Consider the following 16,541-nt stretch of genomic DNA (forward strand, 5'->3'; position numbering starts at 1 on the left):
TTGACTTGTATCAGAAACAGCGTGGCCTCCCTGGCCTCACCTGTCCAGCAAAGGAGAGTGAAATCCGCGTGCGAACAGCGGGCTAAAGCTGTTGCATCATCTTGCGCACACCTGCGACATGACGTCGGCTGACAATCAGTGCGTCACCGTTAAGGCCTTTGAGAAACAGCTGGAAGTGCCCGAGTGGCGTGCGCTGCAACCGCTCGATACGCTCACGGGCCACCAGTGCATTGCGGTGAATACGCACGAACCGGTCGCCAAATTCGTCTTCGAGGGCTTTCAATGGCTCGTCCAGCAGGACCTCGCCACCTTCGTGACGCAAGGTCACGTATTTATGGTCAGCGATGAAGTAGACCACTTGACCCAACGGGATCAGTTCGATGCCTTTGCGCGTTCGCGCACTGATATGGCTACGAGGACCGTTGCCGCTTTCTGCCGCCGGCCGGGTCAGCGCCGCGAGCTGGACGCGGTTGGGGCGCTCGGCTTTTTTCAGGGCGTCGAGCAGCTGCTCCGAACGCACCGGTTTAACCAGATAGCCCACCGCACTGGTTTGCAGGGCGTCCAGGGCAAACTCATCCTGGGCCGTACAAAACACCACCGTCGGTGGCGTCTCGCGTTCACACAGCCTTGCAGCGACTTGCAGACCGTCGAGGCCAGGCATGCGGATGTCGAGCAGCACGATATCGGGCTTCAGGCTGTCGATCAGGGTCAATGCCTCATCGCCATTGGTGGCGCTGGGCTCCAGAACACTGTATCCCTCGAGCTCGCCGACCATACGGCTCAGGCGCTCGCGGGCTTGGGGTTCGTCATCAACGATCAGGACATTCATATTGCGCTGGATTCCTGCGTGAGTCTCGCACAAGGATAGCGTAGACAGGTGAAGTGACGTCCGTCACCGCGATCCACGCTAAGACTAGCGCGAGCGCCAAAAAGTGCCGCACGTCGGATTGCAATATTTACCGGTGCCTGCGCAGTTCCGTTCGAAACCAGCCGCGGCGTGGCGTCACCGTAGGGATTGCTGATACACAATATGAACACCTCCCCCTTCTCTTATAGTCGGCTTCGACATTGACCGTAGCGCGCTTTGCATCAACGCGGATGAGGCCCGGCACATGATCGACAATTGTGCTGACCCTCAAGTCCAACTGTAGACGTTTGCCGCGACGAAAGTGCTCATTTGACAAATATCGTTGCGTAATCGCAACGGCAGCCCTTTGAGTATGGCCGGTCAAATAAGAAAAAAACGTATCGACCAGTGTCGCCGACAGGATTGGCAACCCTGTTATTATCCGCGGCAGGTTTTTACGCCATTTTCCTTCAGCCGATCACGAGCGAATTCATGAGCACTGACAAGACCAATCAGTCCTGGGGCGGCCGCTTCAGTGAGCCCGTCGACGCCTTCGTCGCCCGCTTCACCGCCTCCGTCACTTTCGACCAGCGCCTCTATCGTCACGACATCATGGGTTCCGTCGCCCACGCCACCATGCTGGCCAAGGTCGGCGTGCTGACCGATGCCGAACGCGACAGCATCATCGATGGCCTGAAGAACATTCAGAGCGAAATCGAGGCCGGCACCTTCGACTGGCGCATCGACCTTGAAGACGTGCACATGAACATCGAAGCGCGCCTGACCGACCGCATTGGTGTCACCGGCAAGAAGCTGCACACCGGCCGCAGCCGTAACGACCAGGTGGCGACCGATATCCGCCTGTGGCTGCGTGACGAGATCGACCTGATCCTGGGCGAAATCACCCGCCTGCAAAAAGGTCTGCTGGAGCAGGCAGAGCGCGAATCCGGCACCATCATGCCCGGCTTCACCCACCTGCAAACCGCACAGCCGGTGACCTTCGGTCATCACATGCTGGCCTGGTTCGAAATGCTCAGTCGCGACTACGAGCGTCTGGTCGATTGCCGCAAGCGCACCAACCGCATGCCGCTGGGCAGCGCCGCACTGGCCGGTACCACCTACCCGATCGACCGCGAGCTGACCGCCCAACTGCTGGGTTTCGACGCTGTGGGCGGCAACTCGCTGGACAACGTGTCGGATCGCGACTTCGCCATCGAATTCTGCTCGGCCGCGAGCATCGCGATGATGCACCTGTCGCGCTTCTCCGAAGAGCTGGTGCTGTGGACCAGTGCGCAGTTCCAGTTCATCGATCTGCCTGATCGTTTCTGCACCGGCAGTTCGATCATGCCGCAAAAGAAAAACCCTGACGTCCCGGAACTGGTACGCGGTAAAAGCGGCCGGGTGTTCGGCGCGCTGATGGGCCTGCTGACCCTGATGAAAGGCCAGCCACTGGCCTACAACAAGGACAACCAGGAAGACAAGGAACCGCTGTTCGACGCCGCCGATACTTTGCGCGACTCGTTGCGGGCCTTTGCCGACATGATCCCGGCGATCAAGCCAAAGCACGCCATCATGCGTGAAGCGGCACTGCGCGGTTTCTCCACGGCGACCGACCTGGCTGACTATCTGGTACGCCGCGGCCTGCCGTTCCGCGACTGCCACGAAATCGTCGGTCACGCCGTGAAGTACGGCGTGGAAACCGGCAAGGACCTGGCGGAGATGAGCCTGGAAGAACTGCGCAAGTTCAGTGACCAGATCGAGCAGGACGTGTTTGCCGTTCTGACGCTGGAAGGCTCGGTGAATGCCCGTAACCACATCGGCGGCACCGCGCCGGCGCAGGTGAAGGCCGCTGTGGTTCGCGGCCAGGCGCTGCTGAACAACCGCTAAAAAGCATCGCGAGCAGGCTCGCTCCCACAGGGCTTAGTGTGTGAACACGATCCAGTGTGGGAGCGAGCCTGCTCGCGATGACTGACTTCAGATCACTACAAGACTTACTTTTTGGCGGCAATCATCTCCAAAAACGCCGGCATCGCCGCGTCCCTGTCTGCCGCAATGCGCTTGGCATGCGGTGTCTGGTCCAGTTGCTCAAGCAATGCCTTGGCCATCGGCAACTCGGCCAGCAGATCCAGATCGAAGAGCTTTTTAGCGACCGCGCAGGCCGGGTTGAGGCTGTACAGGAAGTACAGATCCGCCACGCTCAGGGTTACGCCCGCCACATACGGCGCGAACTTGCCATGACGTCCCAGCGAAGCGATCCCCAGCAGCAGCTCGGTCTTGGCTTTCTCCTTGATCGCTTCCGGTACCTGCATGCCGAAGAAGGCCTCGGCGAAACACGCGCGCGCCGGCAGTTCGATGTACAGCTCGATTTCCTTGGCCAGCGCCAGCACCTGAGCCCGCTCGAACGGTGTTTTGGGCAGCAGAGAAGGGCCTGACTGGCTGTCTTCGAGGTACTGGAGAATCACGCTGGTCTCGTTGATGAAACCTTGCTCGACGCCCAGTACCGGGATCTTGCCGCGCGGGCTGATGGCCAGCGCTTCAGGGCTTTGACCGGCGTAAAACGGTACCTCCTCAAAGGGCAGGCCCTTCTCCAGCAACGCGTGTTTGACCATGTTGTAGTAGTTACTGACGCAAAATCCATAAAGCTTGAGCATCACAAAGCCTCCAAGGCCATGCAGGGGGTTGGCAGCGACTGTTATAGAACGTCAGGGGAACTCTCGCCAGCAGCATCACACGACTGAATGCAGGTAAACTGGCGACCTTTCCTTGAGGAGCCTGCCATGAGCGAGCCAATCCACGGCACCAACAAAGACGACGATATCGACGAAGAAGAGTTCGCCGAAACCACCCTGATCGAAGCGATCGAGAACCAGATCGAAAGCGACAACCCGCCAGCGGCCAAGGCAACGTTCAACAAACTGACCCTGGTCGGTTACGAGCGTGAAGAAATCCTGCAATTGATGGCCCATGTGCTGGCCGTTGAAATCGACGCCATCCTCGAAGAAGACCGTGCATTCAATACCGAGTGGTATGAAACCGCGTTGCGCGCACTGCCAGAGTTGCCGCCAGAAAAGAAATAACCCCCCTATCGCGTGGGCGCAGCTCTTCTGGTGGCAAGGGGGCTTGCTCCCTTGCCACACATGCTGCGCCTACAGGCACGTTCTACTACCTGCGACGAAAAGCTCTAAGCCAGCACTGGACAGCTCGCCCGAGTGCGTTCACCTTAGGGGCGCTGTCGTCTATTCCTAGAAAGTCTGGAGTCCTTATGTCGCTTACCCCTGAGCTGGTTGCCGAACTGGAAATCCTTGCACTCTTCAACCTGGACAGTTCCCAGGAAGGTTTGAAAATTCATCAGACCGCTGCCCCGAAAGCCATTGCCGCCGCACAACGCCTGTTCGACAAAGAGTTGATCACCCAGCCCGATGGCGGTTATCTGACCAGCCTGGGCCGTGACGCAGCGCAAAATGTGCAGACCGTGCTGACCATTCTGTCCGTCGAAGAAACCGCATAACCGCTGCCATACAGCCCACGGAAACCCCTGCTACGGGATTTCCGCGGGCAGACTGTCGCCCGCCGATAGAAATTTGACGCCAAAAACCAAAAATCAGCTTAAAAGTCCTGAGCATGAGGCTGTAAACTGCCCGTCGCCCTGAGACTTTCCCACGTTCGAGCATTGCGAGCCGGTTTGAGCTGACATGACCCGCACCCATGAAATTCGCCCCGATCTGGACGAAGGAATCGATCGCAAGGTTCTCAGCCAGTTGCGCGCGCGCTTTCTGAAGCTCAATGACGGCCGGCTGGCCCGAGCCATGGAAGGGTTGTCGCCCCGCCAGCAAGGGGTTCTGACCCTGCTGCCGCTGTTCTTCCACGTCAACCACCCGCTATTGCCAGGTTACGTCTCGGGCAGCACGCCGGCCGGGCTGTCGAATTTCGAGCCTGACGCCACGGCGCTCGCCGAAGCGCAACGCCTGACCCGCTCCTTCTCCTACAAGCCCCGCCACGGCAATCCGCCGCGGCCGATTCATGGCTTGTTCCTGATGGGCAGCCTCGGCACCCTCGCTCAGGCCGATCAGAGCGACATGGACGTGTGGGTCTGCCACGCTTCGGACTTGAGTGAAAACGAACTCGCCGAGCTGCGTAAAAAATGCCAGTTACTGGAAGTCTGGGCCGCTAGCCAGGGCGCCGAGGCGCATTTCTTTCTGATCGACCCGCAACGGTTCGTGCGTGGCGAACGCGACACCCAGTTGAGCTCCGACAACTGCGGCACCACCCAGCATTATTTGCTGCTCGATGAGTTCTATCGCACGGCCATCTGGCTTGCCGGGCGCACGCCAATCTGGTGGCTGGTACCGGTATACAAAGAGGCCGGCTACGATCAATACACTCATACGCTGCTGTCCAAACGCTTTATCCGCGCTGACGAAACCCTCGATCTCGGCCACCTGGCGCGCATTCCGCCCGGCGAGTTCATCGGGGCCGGGCTCTGGCAGTTGTTCAAAGGTATCGAGTCACCCTACAAGTCAGTGCTCAAACTGCTGCTTACCGAGGTCTACGCCAGCGAACACCCGAACGTCGAGTGCCTGAGCCTGCGCTTCAAGCAGGCCGTGTTCGCCAACCGACTCGATCTGGATGAGCTGGACCCATACATCGTGGTCTACCGGCGCATCGAGGAGTACCTCACGACCCGCGGCGAGCCGGAACGACTGGAACTGGTTCGGCGCGCCTTGTACCTCAAGGTCAATCGCAAGCTGACCGGCAACAGCGGCCAGCGCAACAAAAGCTGGCAGCGTCTGCTGCTGGAGCGGCTGGCTCACGAGTGGGGCTGGGATCATCGGCAATTGGCGATGCTCGACAGCCGCAGTCAATGGAAGGTCCGCCAGGTCAGTTCCGAGCGCCGCGCGCTGGTCAATGAGCTGAACTACAGCTACCGCTTCCTGACCCAGTTCGCCCGCACCGAACAAACCGTCAGCCTGATCAACAAGCGCGACCTCAACGTACTGGGTCGCAGGCTGTACGCGGCCTTCGAACGCAAGGCCGACAAGATCGAGTTCATCAACCCCGGCATCGCGCCGGACCTGGCCGAAGACACGTTGACCCTCGTCCAGTCAGCGAACAAGAAAGAGCCAGGGCAGACCTACTGGGGTTTGTACAACGGCAACTTGAGCAATCTGGAGTGGGAGCATTTCGCGCCGATCAAGCGTAGCCGCGAACTGCTGGAGCTCCTGACCTGGTGCCACCGCAACGGCGTGATCGACAGCAGCACTCGCCTGGCGTTACACCCCGGCAGCAGCGACCTGAGCGAGTTCGAGCTGTTCAACCTGCTGGGCAGCCTGCAACAGACCATCGCCCTGCCCCTGACCAGTGTCAGCGAAGAACAACTGCTGCGCCCCAGCGTGCCGAGCGAAGTGCTGATTCTGGTGAACGTTGGTGTCGACCCGCTCAAGCACCACCGCGACCTGAACATCCTGATGACCACCGAGCGCACTGACTCACTGAGCTACGCCGGGGTGCGCGAGAACCTGGTGCTGACCCTCGACCAGGTCACGCTCAACAGCTGGAACGAAGTGCTGGTCAACCGCTACGACGGCACCCACGCCCTGCTCGACTGCCTGCGCGATTACCTCAACAACCTACCGAGCGGCCCGCAGCAACCTCGGCTGCGAGTGCGCTGCTTCTGCCATAACCGTGCGCAGTTCATCGCCCAACGTGTCGAAGAAGTCCTCGATACCGCGCAAAACCTGTTGCTCAGCCAGCTCAATCATCGCTATCTGATTCAGGTCCAGCAGCATTACCACGTGTTGGAACTGGTGCCCGGCCAGGTCAAGCATGTCGCGCTGGCCAGCCTGCCGGCACTGCTCGATTACCTGAACGAAGACCTGAACCGCTACAGTCCGCTGCAACTGGACCCGATGGCACTGGAGGATCACGACCTGGCGCTGATCCTGCCGATGGGCCAACCCGACTGCATTCAGGTGTTCTACCGCATCAACGATGCTTACGCCGAGTTGTACGTGCTGGATGAGTTCAATGCCCTGTGGCAACAGCGCCAGCCATATCACGACGAACAAAGCCTGCTGGTGCCACTGCAACGCTTCCTGCAGTCGATCCTGTATCGCCGTGACGCACTGCTGCCGATGGACGCCGCCCAACCGGTGACAGCGCTGGAAACCCTGTTCTACCAATTGCTGCCATCGGGCTCCAACCGTGCGCGCCGGGTCGAGCCACGGCCAGCGCCACAGACACCGGTGAACAAGCCCTACTACGACGTCCAGGCGATCGTCGGCAAAGCCGTACCGGGGCAAGGACAGGTCACCCTGTATTGCAATCAGCGAGAATTTTCCGAATTGGAGCACGGCGACCAGCTATTTGCCCTGGTCGCTCAGGAGATCGTCGGGCAGCGTCGCGAGGCACAGCACTATCGCTGCTACATCACCGACCTGGACCTGTCCGGCCTGCTCGGTGATGGTCAGAGTTCAAGCAATCTTTACCTGCGCTACAAGGCAGACCTGGAGCGCGCATTGAACAGGGCGCTCGAACAGGTCTGAGGCCAAGGTCTATTCAGAACTTGCAGTCACCGCCATTCTTTGGCTGCGATTCAACCTCAAGCAATGTCAGCTTCAAGGTCTTGCCGCCCGGTGCAGGCCAGTCGATGTGCTGGCCGACTCTCAGGCCGAGCAATGCGCTGCCTACCGGCGCAAGAATGGAAATCCTGCCTTCGTCGGCATTGGCGTCCTGTGGATAAACCAGGGTCAGGTGATAGTCCTTGCCGCTGCTTTCTTCACGGCAATGCACACGCGAGTTCATGGTCACGACATCGGCTGGCACTTCATCGTGACCCACCAGTGTATCGGCGCGATCCAGTTCGGTTTGCAGCGCAATAACACCTGGCAGCGAGTCATCCAGGCTGTCGATCAAACGCTCCAGACGTTGCACGTCCAGGCGGGTAAGGATGATGGAAGGTGCGGTCATGATTGAGGCAGACTCCTTTTTTCTGCGCGACAAAAGCAAAACCCCGCCAGAAATAGGCGGGGTTTTCACGGGCCTCGATGAGTTGAGGCGTATCTGGACACTATCACAGCTCAATAAATATACAAGCCAGCAGGTGCTGACCCCACAGGAGCGCCTCTGTGGCGAGGGAGCTTGCTCCCGCTGGGACGCGAAGCGGCCCCAAAAAACTTTACGACTGCTTCGCCCGAACGCGGACCGGCCGAACGGGAGCAAGCTCCCTCGCCACAATGAGTTGTCAAACCTGAGCCTTGCGCTGTTGAGCCTGGGCGCAAATCACCCGGCGGCGCTCGTCGTCGGCCGAGCGCCATTCGCGGATATCTTCGACATGGCGAAAACAGCCCAGACAGACTTTCTGCTCGTCCAGTCGACAGACGCTGGTGCATGGCGAAGGCACAGCCTGGCTGACGTTGCTGTACAGCGGCTTGGGCGGGCGGGCGGGAGCGGCCTCGGTCACAAGATCACAGGCCTTCAAAGTCAAGCTTGGCGCCAGCCTGCTCATCGACAATACGCTCAAGCATCTCGCCGAGTTGCTCTTCGCTCTTGTCACACATCCAGCGCTCGCTTTCTTCGTCGTAGTCAAAGTGGAAGCCGCCGGACACTGCCGCCAACCACAGCTGACGCAAGGGCTCCTGACGACTGAAGATCAACTGGCTACCGCCCTCGAACTTGACGGTGAGTACACCGGCCGAGCTTTCCAGATCAACATCCAGGCCACTCTCATCGAAAATATCCTCCAGCGTCTGTTGGGTGGCATCGACCAGATCGTGGAAACGGGCTTCAGTCAAACTCATTGCAGGAACCTCAAAAAGTGTCTACTCACGCTCAAGCGCCGCAAGATACGGCCGAGCCCCAGCGATTGCAAAGGATACCGACCAGGCACCAGGGTGGGAAATATCCGCGCGCCTCGCGCCGCTTGACTACCTGCCGCAGGCAAAGGCCCGCCGGACGGGTGGTCCGTCGCATAGGCAAGCTGCCGGGTGGCCGGTATACTCCGGCGCAATTAACGCATTTTCAAGGATTTCGCCATGAAGCGCCTGATCTCTTCCCTTGCTGCGCTCGTCGCGGTTGCCTGCCTTGTCACTGCCTGCGGTCAAAAAGGTCCGCTGTATCTGCCCGATGACAGCAAATCGCCTGAAGAACAGGCGAAGTCGTCGCAGTCCAAAGCGCACCAACACAGCAACAGCACCTACTAAGGGAACATCATGGACGCTTTTAACTACCGTGACGGTGAGCTGTTCGCGGAAGGTGTTGCCCTGTCCGCCATCGCCGAACGGTTCGGCACACCGACCTACGTCTACTCGCGCGCACACATCGAAGCCCAGTACCTGGCGTTCGCCGATGCCCTGGCCGGCACGCCGCACCTGGTCTGCTTTGCGGTCAAGGCCAACTCCAACCTGGGTGTACTGAGTGTCCTGGCGCGTTTGGGCGCTGGTTTTGACATCGTTTCCCGTGGCGAGCTGGAACGCGTTCTGGCCGCTGGCGGTGCGGCCGACAAAATCGTTTTCTCCGGCGTCGGCAAGACCCGTGACGACATGCGTCGCGCCCTGGAAGTCGGCGTGCACTGCTTCAACGTCGAATCCACCGACGAACTCGAACGCCTGCAAATCGTCGCCGCCGAACTCGGTGTTCGCGCGCCGATCTCTCTGCGGGTCAACCCGGACGTCGATGCCGGCACTCACCCGTACATTTCTACCGGTCTTAAAGAAAACAAGTTCGGCATCGCCATTGCCGACGCCGAAGACGTGTACATCCGTGCCGCCCAACTGCCGAACCTGGACGTGGTCGGCGTTGACTGCCACATCGGTTCGCAACTGACCACCCTGCCCCCGTTCATTGATGCCCTCGACCGCCTGCTGGCGCTGATCGACCGCCTGAGCGATTGCGGGATCTACCTGCGCCACATCGACCTTGGTGGTGGTTTGGGCGTGCGTTATCGCGATGAAGAGCCGCCATTGGCTGCCGACTACATCAAAGCCGTGCGCGAGCGCATCGATGGTCGCGATCTGACGCTGGTGTTCGAACCGGGCCGCTTCATCGTCGCCAACGCCGGCGTGTTGCTGACTCAGGTCGAGTACCTCAAGCACACCGAACACAAGGACTTCGCCATCGTCGACGCCGCCATGAACGACCTGATCCGCCCGGCGCTGTATCAGGCCTGGATGGACGTCACGGCCGTGCGCCCGCGTACAACTCCAGCACGCGCCTATGACATCGTCGGGCCGATCTGCGAAACCGGCGACTTCCTCGCCAAGGATCGTCAACTCGCACTGGAAGAAGGCGACTTGCTGGCCGTGCATTCGGCCGGTGCCTACGGGTTTGTCATGAGCTCCAACTACAACACTCGCGGCCGCGCCGCTGAAGTGCTGGTGGACGGTGATCAGGCATTTGAAGTGCGTCGCCGCGAGACGGTTGCCGAGTTGTTTGCTGGCGAAAGCCTGCTGCCGGAGTAAACCATGCTGCTGCGTTTTACCAAGATGCACGGCCTGGGCAACGACTTCATGGTCCTCGACCTGGTCAGCCAGCACGCGCACATTCTGCCCAAGCACGCAAAGCAATGGGGCGACCGACACACTGGTATCGGTTTCGACCAGTTGCTGATCGTCGAAGCGCCGAGCAACCCGGATGTGGATTTCCGTTACCGGATCTTCAACGCCGACGGTTCCGAAGTGGAGCAATGCGGCAACGGTGCGCGCTGCTTCGCGCGCTTTGTTCTGGACAAGCGCCTGACCGCCAAGCGGCAGATTCGCGTCGAGACCAAAAGCGGCATTATTGAACTGGATGTCCGCAGCGACGGCCAGATCAGTGTCAACATGGGCGCGCCGCGCCTGGTGCCGGCTGATATTCCGTTTCAGGCGCCCGCTCAGGCCTTGAGTTATCAGGTCGAAGTCGACGGTCAGACTGTCGAGCTGGCCGCAGTTTCCATGGGCAACCCCCATGCGGTGTTGCGCGTGAGTGACATCAATAACGCGCCGGTGCATGAGCTGGGACCGAAAATCGAACATCACCCGCGCTTCCCGGCACGGGTCAATGTCGGTTTTCTCCAGGTCATCGACCGCAGTCGTGCGCAGTTGCGCGTCTGGGAACGCGGCGCCGGGGAAACCCAGGCCTGCGGGACCGGCGCCTGCGCCGCCGCAGTGGCCGCGATCAGCCAGGGGTGGATGGATTCGCCGCTATTGATCGACCTGCCTGGCGGGCGCTTGTCCATTGAGTGGGCAGGCCCTGGCCAACCGGTGATGATGACCGGTCCGGCAATGCGCGTATACGAAGGACAAGTGCGTCTTTGAGTGAGCGAAATACATGACTGATCAGCCTCAGGTTCCAGCCCCACAGCCCGACGAATCCCCTTCCGAAAGCCTGGAGGCGGCGGCGATTGCCGCGTACCTGGAGGCTCATCCGGATTTCTTCGTCGAGCACGAAGAACTGCTCCCCGCGCTGCGCATTCCGCACCAGCGCGGCGATACCATCTCGCTGGTCGAACGCCAGATGAAAATCCTGCGCGAACGCAACATCGAGATGCGCCATCGTCTCTCGCAACTGATGGATGTCGCCCGCGACAACGATCGGCTGTTCGACAAAACCCGCCGACTGACGCTCGCGTTGATGGACGCCAGCAGCCTGGACGACGTGGTCATCAGCGTCGAAGACAGCCTGCGCCAGGACTTCCAGGTGCCCTTTGTCAGCCTGATCCTGTTCAGCGACGAACCCCTGCCGGTCGGCCGCTGGGTAACCGGTGGCGAAGCGCAAAAGGCAATCGGCGGTTTGTTGTCGGAAGGCAAAAGCGTCAGTGGCAGCCTGCGCGAACACGAACTGGACTTCCTGTTTGGCGAAGAACAGCGCAAGCAGATCGGCTCCACGGCCGTGGTCACCATCAGTCATCAAGGCCTGCACGGCGTCCTGGCCATCGCCAGTCGCGATCCGCAGCATTACAAAAGCTCGGTAGGCACGTTGTTCCTCAGCTACATCGCTGAAGTCATGGGTCGCGTGTTGCCACGGGTCAACACTTCCCTACGCTCGGTACGCTGACCATGGAACGACAACTGGACGCCTACTGCGAGCACCTGCGCAGTGAGCGCCAGGTGTCGCCTCACACGCTGCAAGCCTACCGTCGCGACCTGAACAAGGTCCTGGCGCACTGCAAAAAACAGAACATCAGCAGCTGGACCGCGCTGGACATCCAGCGCCTGCGCAGCGTGATCGCCCGTTTGCACTCGCAAGGACAATCCTCGCGTAGCCTGGCGCGACTGCTCTCGGCGGTACGCGGGCTCTACAACTACCTGAACCGCGAAGGCCTCTGCGACCACGACCCGGCCAACGGCCTCGCGCCCCCCAAGGGTGAACGCCGCCTGCCGAAAACCCTCGACACCGACCGTGCGCTGCAACTGCTCGATGGCGCTGTTGAAGACGACTTCATGGCCCGCCGCGATCAGGCGATTCTTGAACTGTTCTACTCGTCCGGTTTGCGCCTGTCGGAGCTGACTGGGCTCAACCTCGAACAGCTGGACCTCGCGGACGGCCTGGTGCAAGTGCTCGGCAAGGGCAGCAAGACCCGGGTGCTGCCAGTCGGCAAGAAGGCCCGCGAAGCCCTGGAGCTGTGGCTGCCGCTGCGGGCAATGGCGAACCCGGTAGACGATGCAGTGTTCGTCAGCCAAAAAGGCCGTCGCCTCGGCTCACGGGCCGTTCAGACCCGGGTCAAAGCCGTCGGTGAGCGCGAACTGGGGCAAAACCTGCACCCGCACATGTTGCGACACTCCTTCGCCAGCCACTTGCTGGAGTCCTCGCAAGACCTGCGCGCCGTACAGGAATTGCTCGGCCACTCGGACATCAAAACCACGCAGATCTACACCCACCTGGACTTCCAGCACCTGGCCACGGTCTACGACAGCGCCCATCCACGGGCCAAACGCATTAAAGGCGATGAGCAATGACAATCCAACTGATCACCTTCGACCTCGACGATACCCTGTGGGACACCGCGCCGGTCATCGTCAGCGCTGAAGCGGTGCTGCGCCAGTGGCTGGCCGAGCACACATCGAACCTCGGTACCTTGCCGGTAGATCATTTGTGGACCATTCGTGAGCGGGTATTGAGCCACGAACCAAACCTCAAGCACCGCATCAGCGCCCTGCGTCGCCGAGTGCTGTTTCACGCCCTGGAAGAAGCCGGCTACGCCCATGAGCAGGCCTGCGAATTAGCCGATCAAGGCTTCGAAGTGTTTTTGCATGCACGGCATCAGTTGGAGATCTTCCCCGAGGTACAGCCGACGCTGGAGATTCTGGCCAATCACTACGCCTTGGGTGTGGTCACCAACGGCAACGCGGATGTGCGGCGGCTGGGGCTGGCGGATTACTTCAAGTTCATCTTGTGCGCAGAGGATATCGGCATCGCCAAACCCGATGCCCGACTGTTCCACGAAGCCCTGAAACGCGGCGGCGCGACCGCAGAAACTGCAGTGCATATCGGCGATCATCCGGGCGATGACATTGCCGGTGCGCAGCAGGCGGGATTGCGGGCAATCTGGTTCAACCCGGCGGGCAAGGCGTGGGAGGCCGACCAGGCGCCAGATGCCGAGATTCGTAGCTTGACCGAATTGCCGGCGTTGTTGGCGCGGTGGAACACCCAACACTGACCCTGAAAAAACCACCGCCCCTGTGGGAGCGAGCCTGCTCGCGATGAGGCCGTCACATTCAAAATTGATGTCGGCTGACCCACAGCTATCGCGAGCAGGCTCGCTCCCACAGGGGATTGTGCCTAACCCACGAGTTTTGCTTCACCCATGAAAAAGCCCGCAGCGACGGCGGGCTTTTTCAGCAAGCACGTAGCAGGCGCTTAGATAGGCCGGCTGCCGTACTTGTTATCAGGCTTCTTTGGCGGATCAGCCACCACGTTGGCCTCGACTTCCTGAACCTTGCCACCTTTGGCAAGGAACTCTTCCATCGCGCGTGCCAGAGCATCGCGCTCCTTGTTCTTGGCTTCGACACTTGGCAGCTCGTCTACCGACACCGCAGCCTTGGCCTTGCCTTTGGCGGTCGGGACCGGTGTGTCATCACCGCCATCGTCGTCAGCAACGTCTTCCGCCGCTGCTTCAAGACCTTCTTCGGTCTCGTCTTCGTCGCCTACTTCGAGGTCGTCGTTTTCCAGATCATCGTCGCTCATGTTCTACCTCATGACTTGCGAAAAGCAGATTAGTTATAGCCCAGCTTCGTCGTCTGTCGACGACCGCCGGAAAAAAATCAACATCCACTGGTAACCAGCGGTTTATGCCTCTTCACCGTGCACGGTGGCGAGGACTTTGCGAGCACCGCCATGATCGCGATGCTCACCCAGATAAACACCTTGCCAGCTACCTAACGCCAATCGGCCCGCCATTATCGGCAAACTCAACTGACAGCCTAGCAAACTGGCCTTGAAGTGCGCCGGGAGGTCGTCCAGGCCTTCGTCGTTATGCTCATAGCCGGCCGCTCCTTGTGGGATCAGCCGATTGAAAAACCGTTCGAAGTCGCGACGTACCGCCGGATCGGCGTTCTCGTTGATGGTCAACGACGCCGAGGTATGCTGCAGCCACAGATGCAACAGACCGACCCGACATGCCTTGATTTCAGGCAGGCCAGCGAGTAACTCGTCCGTTACCAGATGAAAACCCCGGGGCCGTGCCCGCAGGGTTATCAGAGTCTGTTGCCACATACAGTTCTCCGCACGTTCGGGGCGCATTCTAGCGCGCTCTGGGAAAAAACAAAGACCCTAATATTCCTTCAATCATGTAAGCCATTGGCCGCAGAAAAACGCTCGCCACAAACACCACTAAACGTGTACGAAAAAACCTTTCAGCCGTACTTCCAGAGACAAAATCCAGACAAAAAAATGCCCGGCAAGCCGGGCAAATTTTTATGCGCTTGCTTACATGTTGTAGCCGCGCTCGTTGTGAAGTGCCAGATCGATGCCCACCGACTCTTCTTCCTCGGTAATGCGCAGCCCCATGACGGCGTCGATCACCTTGAGAATGATGAAGGTGGCGATCGCGGTGTAGATCACCGTGAAACCCACGCCTTTGCACTGAATCCAGACTTGTGCCGCGATGTCGGTCACGGTGCCGAAGCCACCCAGTGACGGAGCCGCGAATACACCGGTGAGGATCGCGCCGAGGATACCGCCGATACCGTGTACGCCGAAGGCGTCGAGGGAGTCGTCGTAACCCAGTTTGCGTTTCAGGGTGGTGGCGCAGAAGAAGCACACCACGCCCGCTGCCAGACCGATGATCAGCGAGCCCATCGGGCCAACGGTGCCCGCAGCCGGAGTAATCGCCACCAGACCTGCGACCACGCCCGAAGCGATACCCAGTGCGCTAGGTTTGCCGTGGGTCAGCCACTCGGCGAACATCCAGCCCAGGGCCGCTGCGGCGGTAGCGATCTGAGTCACCAGCATGGCCATACCGGCAGTGCCGTTGGCGGCGGAGGCGGAACCGGCGTTGAAGCCGAACCAACCCACCCACAACATCGCGGCGCCCATCAGGGTGTAACCGAGGTTGTGCGGAGCCATCGGGGTGGTCGGGAAGCCTTTGCGCTTGCCCAGTACCAGGCACGCCACCAGACCTGCGACACCGGCGTTGATGTGGACCACAGTGCCGCCCGCGAAGTCGAGCACGCCCCAGTCGCCCAACAGCGAACCCGGACCGCTCCAGACCATGTGCGCGATCGGCGCGTAAACCAGGGTGAACCAGACGCCCATGAACACCATCATCGCGGAGAACTTCATCCGCTCGGCAAAGGCACCGACGATCAGCGCCGGGGTGATGATCGCGAAGGTCATCTGATAGGTGACGAACACTGCCTCGGGAAACAGCGCCGTAGGGCCGGTAATACTAGCGGGCGTGATGCCGGCCAGGAACGCCTTGGCGAAGCTGCCGACAAAGGAATTGAGGTTGACGACGTTGGCTTCCATCCCGGTCGTGTCAAACGCCATGCTGTAGCCATAAAGGAACCACAGGATGGTGACCAGGCCGGTAATGGCGAAGCATTGCATCATCAACGAAAGAACGTTTTTGGAACGAACCATGCCGCCATAGAACAGCGCGAGGCCTGGAATCGTCATGAACAGCACGAGGGCGGTAGAGGTCAACATCCAGGCGGTATCGCCGGAGTTGAGGACTGGAGGCGCCACCGGGTCTGCCGCCATGGCCAGGCTGGGCATTACGATGGACAACAGGGCTCCTAGCCCTGCGAATTTACGCAGAGTCATATTGTTTTCTCCTGGGGCGTTGGGTTTGGTGGCTTAGATTGCGTCGGTATCGGTTTCGCCGGTACGGATGCGAATAGCCTGTTCCAGATTGACCACGAAGATCTTGCCGTCACCAATCTTGCCGGTGTTGGCGGCCTTGGTTATCGCCTCGATAACCCGGTCAAGATCCTTGTCGTCAATGGCGACATCAATCTTCACCTTGGGCAGGAAATCGACCACGTACTCCGCACCGCGATACAGCTCGGTGTGACCCTTCTGCCGACCGAAGCCTTTGACCTCAGTAACGGTAATGCCCTGCACGCCGATCTCCGACAACGACTCGCGTACATCGTCCAGTTTGAACGGCTTGATGATGGCAGTGACTAGCTTCATGAAAACTCTCTCCCGAATTGGTGGACTTGCCCCAGGAAAACAAACCCGACTCAAGTCTAAGCGCAGTGCCTGGCTTTGTAACGCA

The 16,541-nt window shown here is 60.0% G+C and carries 19 protein-coding genes and 1 pseudogene; 10 read left to right on the forward strand and 10 right to left on the reverse strand.

What is annotated here, in order from left to right; genetic code table 11:
- Positions 1-82: 82 nt before the first annotated feature.
- Positions 83-829: a LytR/AlgR family response regulator transcription factor gene (locus NTD87_RS09835; protein ID WP_262113571.1), complete on the reverse strand. Its 747-nt coding sequence runs from the start codon at positions 827-829 to the stop codon at positions 83-85.
- Positions 826-1,205, reverse strand: a pseudogene (locus NTD87_RS09840) (sensor histidine kinase); the annotation flags it as partial. The gene NTD87_RS09835 and the pseudogene NTD87_RS09840, both read right to left, overlap by 4 nt.
- A 134-nt stretch (positions 1,206-1,339) precedes the next feature.
- Here NTD87_RS09840 and argH point away from each other — a divergent pair.
- Positions 1,340-2,734, forward strand: coding sequence for an argininosuccinate lyase (gene argH, locus NTD87_RS09845; RefSeq protein WP_262113573.1), 1,395 nt, complete (start codon positions 1,340-1,342; stop codon positions 2,732-2,734).
- Positions 2,735-2,838: 104 nt separating this feature from the next.
- Here argH and NTD87_RS09850 read toward each other — a convergent pair whose 3' ends face one another.
- Positions 2,839-3,498 (reverse strand): glutathione S-transferase, encoded by a 660-nt coding sequence (locus tag NTD87_RS09850; protein ID WP_262113575.1) that lies wholly within the window; start codon positions 3,496-3,498, stop codon positions 2,839-2,841.
- Positions 3,499-3,624: 126 nt separating this feature from the next.
- Between NTD87_RS09850 and NTD87_RS09855 the strand changes: the two genes are divergently transcribed.
- The 3 genes from NTD87_RS09855 to NTD87_RS09865 all read left to right on the forward strand — a co-directional run bounded on the left by NTD87_RS09855 (position 3,625) and on the right by NTD87_RS09865 (position 7,389).
- Complete coding sequence (locus NTD87_RS09855; protein WP_262113577.1) at positions 3,625-3,924, forward strand: hypothetical protein; 300 nt, start codon at positions 3,625-3,627, stop codon at positions 3,922-3,924.
- Between the two features lie 185 nt (positions 3,925-4,109).
- Entirely contained in the window at positions 4,110-4,355 is a 246-nt protein-coding gene (locus tag NTD87_RS09860) for a TIGR02647 family protein (RefSeq protein WP_071552824.1), read from the forward strand.
- A gap of 184 nt (positions 4,356-4,539) precedes the next feature.
- Positions 4,540-7,389, forward strand: a complete 2,850-nt coding sequence (locus NTD87_RS09865) for a class I adenylate cyclase (protein ID WP_262113578.1) — start codon at positions 4,540-4,542, stop codon at positions 7,387-7,389.
- 13 nt (positions 7,390-7,402) lie between these two features.
- Here the strand turns inward: NTD87_RS09865 and rnk are convergent, their stop codons facing one another.
- The 3 genes from rnk to cyaY form a co-directional block, all read right to left on the reverse strand.
- On the reverse strand, positions 7,403-7,813 hold the full coding sequence (gene rnk, locus NTD87_RS09870) for a nucleoside diphosphate kinase regulator (protein WP_262113579.1): 411 nt from the start codon (positions 7,811-7,813) through the stop codon (positions 7,403-7,405).
- Between the two features lie 274 nt (positions 7,814-8,087).
- Positions 8,088-8,306 (reverse strand): DUF1289 domain-containing protein, encoded by a 219-nt coding sequence (locus NTD87_RS09875; protein ID WP_262113580.1) that lies wholly within the window; start codon positions 8,304-8,306, stop codon positions 8,088-8,090.
- Positions 8,307-8,310: 4 nt separating this feature from the next.
- Positions 8,311-8,643 (reverse strand): iron donor protein CyaY, encoded by a 333-nt coding sequence (gene cyaY / locus NTD87_RS09880; protein ID WP_262113582.1) that lies wholly within the window; start codon positions 8,641-8,643, stop codon positions 8,311-8,313.
- A 234-nt stretch (positions 8,644-8,877) separates the two neighbouring features.
- Between cyaY and lptM the strand changes: the two genes are divergently transcribed.
- Genes lptM through NTD87_RS09910 form a run of 6 tightly spaced genes read left to right on the forward strand, consistent with a single transcriptional unit; the run spans position 8,878 to position 13,478 of the window.
- Positions 8,878-9,045: an LPS translocon maturation chaperone LptM gene (lptM, locus tag NTD87_RS09885; protein ID WP_262113585.1), complete on the forward strand. Its 168-nt coding sequence runs from the start codon at positions 8,878-8,880 to the stop codon at positions 9,043-9,045.
- Between the two features lie 9 nt (positions 9,046-9,054).
- Positions 9,055-10,302 (forward strand): diaminopimelate decarboxylase, encoded by a 1,248-nt coding sequence (lysA, locus tag NTD87_RS09890; protein WP_262113587.1) that lies wholly within the window; start codon positions 9,055-9,057, stop codon positions 10,300-10,302.
- A gap of 3 nt (positions 10,303-10,305) precedes the next feature.
- Positions 10,306-11,136 carry a diaminopimelate epimerase gene (dapF, locus tag NTD87_RS09895; protein ID WP_262113588.1) on the forward strand — a complete coding sequence of 277 codons (831 nt, stop codon included), beginning with the start codon at positions 10,306-10,308 and terminating at the stop codon, positions 11,134-11,136.
- A gap of 13 nt (positions 11,137-11,149) precedes the next feature.
- Positions 11,150-11,875 carry a DUF484 family protein gene (locus NTD87_RS09900; RefSeq protein WP_262113589.1) on the forward strand — a complete coding sequence of 242 codons (726 nt, stop codon included), beginning with the start codon at positions 11,150-11,152 and terminating at the stop codon, positions 11,873-11,875.
- A 2-nt stretch (positions 11,876-11,877) separates the two neighbouring features.
- A complete protein-coding gene (gene xerC, locus NTD87_RS09905) occupies positions 11,878-12,777 on the forward strand; it encodes a tyrosine recombinase XerC (protein WP_262113590.1) in 900 nt (299 codons plus the stop codon).
- Positions 12,774-13,478, forward strand: coding sequence for an HAD family hydrolase (locus NTD87_RS09910; RefSeq protein WP_262113591.1), 705 nt, complete (start codon positions 12,774-12,776; stop codon positions 13,476-13,478). Before xerC ends, NTD87_RS09910 begins: the two co-directional genes overlap by 4 nt.
- A gap of 200 nt (positions 13,479-13,678) precedes the next feature.
- Here NTD87_RS09910 and sutA read toward each other — a convergent pair whose 3' ends face one another.
- From sutA to glnK, 4 genes are all read right to left on the reverse strand, one after another.
- On the reverse strand, positions 13,679-14,005 hold the full coding sequence (gene sutA / locus NTD87_RS09915) for a transcriptional regulator SutA (RefSeq protein ID WP_019694242.1): 327 nt from the start codon (positions 14,003-14,005) through the stop codon (positions 13,679-13,681).
- A gap of 102 nt (positions 14,006-14,107) precedes the next feature.
- Positions 14,108-14,533 carry a secondary thiamine-phosphate synthase enzyme YjbQ gene (locus NTD87_RS09920; RefSeq protein WP_262113593.1) on the reverse strand — a complete coding sequence of 142 codons (426 nt, stop codon included), beginning with the start codon at positions 14,531-14,533 and terminating at the stop codon, positions 14,108-14,110.
- Between the two features lie 213 nt (positions 14,534-14,746).
- Entirely contained in the window at positions 14,747-16,084 is a 1,338-nt protein-coding gene (locus tag NTD87_RS09925; protein WP_262113594.1) for an ammonium transporter, read from the reverse strand.
- 33 nt (positions 16,085-16,117) lie between these two features.
- Positions 16,118-16,456, reverse strand: coding sequence for a P-II family nitrogen regulator (glnK, locus tag NTD87_RS09930; RefSeq protein WP_002555808.1), 339 nt, complete (start codon positions 16,454-16,456; stop codon positions 16,118-16,120).
- Positions 16,457-16,541 lie beyond the last annotated feature (85 nt).

This window comes from Pseudomonas sp. 6D_7.1_Bac1 (assembly GCF_025465945.1).
Lineage (GTDB): Bacteria > Pseudomonadota > Gammaproteobacteria > Pseudomonadales > Pseudomonadaceae > Aquipseudomonas.

Coding starts and splice junctions, on each gene's coding strand:
- NTD87_RS09835 (WP_262113571.1), bottom strand. CDS start 829: ATGAATGTCCTGATCGTTGATGACGAACCCCAAGCCCGCGAGCGCCTG.
- argH (WP_262113573.1), top strand. CDS start 1,340: ATGAGCACTGACAAGACCAATCAGTCCTGGGGCGGCCGCTTCAGTGAG.
- NTD87_RS09850 (WP_262113575.1), bottom strand. CDS start 3,498: ATGCTCAAGCTTTATGGATTTTGCGTCAGTAACTACTACAACATGGTC.
- NTD87_RS09855 (WP_262113577.1), top strand. CDS start 3,625: ATGAGCGAGCCAATCCACGGCACCAACAAAGACGACGATATCGACGAA.
- NTD87_RS09860 (WP_071552824.1), top strand. CDS start 4,110: ATGTCGCTTACCCCTGAGCTGGTTGCCGAACTGGAAATCCTTGCACTC.
- NTD87_RS09865 (WP_262113578.1), top strand. CDS start 4,540: ATGACCCGCACCCATGAAATTCGCCCCGATCTGGACGAAGGAATCGAT.
- rnk (WP_262113579.1), bottom strand. CDS start 7,813: ATGACCGCACCTTCCATCATCCTTACCCGCCTGGACGTGCAACGTCTG.
- cyaY (WP_262113582.1), bottom strand. CDS start 8,643: ATGAGTTTGACTGAAGCCCGTTTCCACGATCTGGTCGATGCCACCCAA.
- lptM (WP_262113585.1), top strand. CDS start 8,878: ATGAAGCGCCTGATCTCTTCCCTTGCTGCGCTCGTCGCGGTTGCCTGC.
- lysA (WP_262113587.1), top strand. CDS start 9,055: ATGGACGCTTTTAACTACCGTGACGGTGAGCTGTTCGCGGAAGGTGTT.
- dapF (WP_262113588.1), top strand. CDS start 10,306: ATGCTGCTGCGTTTTACCAAGATGCACGGCCTGGGCAACGACTTCATG.
- NTD87_RS09900 (WP_262113589.1), top strand. CDS start 11,150: ATGACTGATCAGCCTCAGGTTCCAGCCCCACAGCCCGACGAATCCCCT.
- xerC (WP_262113590.1), top strand. CDS start 11,878: ATGGAACGACAACTGGACGCCTACTGCGAGCACCTGCGCAGTGAGCGC.
- NTD87_RS09910 (WP_262113591.1), top strand. CDS start 12,774: ATGACAATCCAACTGATCACCTTCGACCTCGACGATACCCTGTGGGAC.
- sutA (WP_019694242.1), bottom strand. CDS start 14,005: ATGAGCGACGATGATCTGGAAAACGACGACCTCGAAGTAGGCGACGAA.
- NTD87_RS09920 (WP_262113593.1), bottom strand. CDS start 14,533: ATGTGGCAACAGACTCTGATAACCCTGCGGGCACGGCCCCGGGGTTTT.
- NTD87_RS09925 (WP_262113594.1), bottom strand. CDS start 16,084: ATGACTCTGCGTAAATTCGCAGGGCTAGGAGCCCTGTTGTCCATCGTA.
- glnK (WP_002555808.1), bottom strand. CDS start 16,456: ATGAAGCTAGTCACTGCCATCATCAAGCCGTTCAAACTGGACGATGTA.